The organism is Vibrio sp. YT-19(2023) (assembly GCF_033337395.1).
The window spans coordinates 1-842 of sequence record NZ_JAWOQN010000305.1 but is presented as its reverse complement, the minus strand read 5'-3'; the positions used below and the strand labels follow the sequence as shown (position 1 = coordinate 842).

The following is an 842-nucleotide window of genomic DNA, read 5'->3' as shown; positions in this document are numbered from 1 at the left end:
GTGTTACAAGAGTCTTTATCCAACCAAGGCCAACAGAATACCTGCCGCTACCGCGGAGCCAAGTACACCAGCTACGTTTGGTCCCATCGCATGCATCAACAAGAAGTTTTGAGGGTTTGCATCAAGCCCGACTTTGTTCACCACACGTGCAGCCATAGGTACGGCAGACACCCCTGCCGCGCCAATGAGTGGGTTGATGTCCTCTTCTGAGAACTTATTAAGAAGCTTAGCCATGAGAACACCTGCGCCTGTACCGATACTGAACGCTACAGCGCCTAGACCAAGAATGCCTAATGTTTCCAAGTTTAAGAACTGGTCAGCTTGCAGTTTCGAGCCAACCCCTAAACCCAAGAAGATAGTCACAATATTGATCAGTTCATTTTGTGCAGTTTTCGATAAACGATCCACCACACCCGCTTCACGCATCAGGTTACCGAGACAGAACATACCAACCAATGGTGTCGCAGAAGGTAGGAACAGAATTGTCATCAACAGCACGGCCATCGGGAAGAACACTTTTTCCCACTTACCAACATGACGAAGCTGTGCCATTTTGATTTCACGCTCTTCTTTGGTAGTCAGCGCTTTCATAATTGGCGGTTGAATGATCGGAACTAATGCCATGTAGCTGTATGCCGCTACCGCAATCGCCCCCAATAAGTCTGGCGACAACTTGCTGGCCAAGAAGATCGCCGTTGGACCATCAGCACCACCGATGATGGCGATCGATGATGCATCTGCCATCGAGAATTCCATCCCCGGCACAAAGTTAAGCAAAATCGCCCCAAACAAGGTCGCAAAAATACCAAACTGCGCTGCCGCCCCTAACCAAAGTGTTTTCG

General features: G+C 49.3%; 1 protein-coding gene. It reads right to left on the bottom strand.

Translation table 11 applies throughout. From position 1 onward, the window contains the following. Positions 1–15: 15 nt before the first annotated feature. A partial coding sequence (locus tag R7E78_RS25565) for a sodium ion-translocating decarboxylase subunit beta (protein WP_318058534.1) occupies positions 16–842 on the bottom strand: 827 nt, incomplete at its 5' end.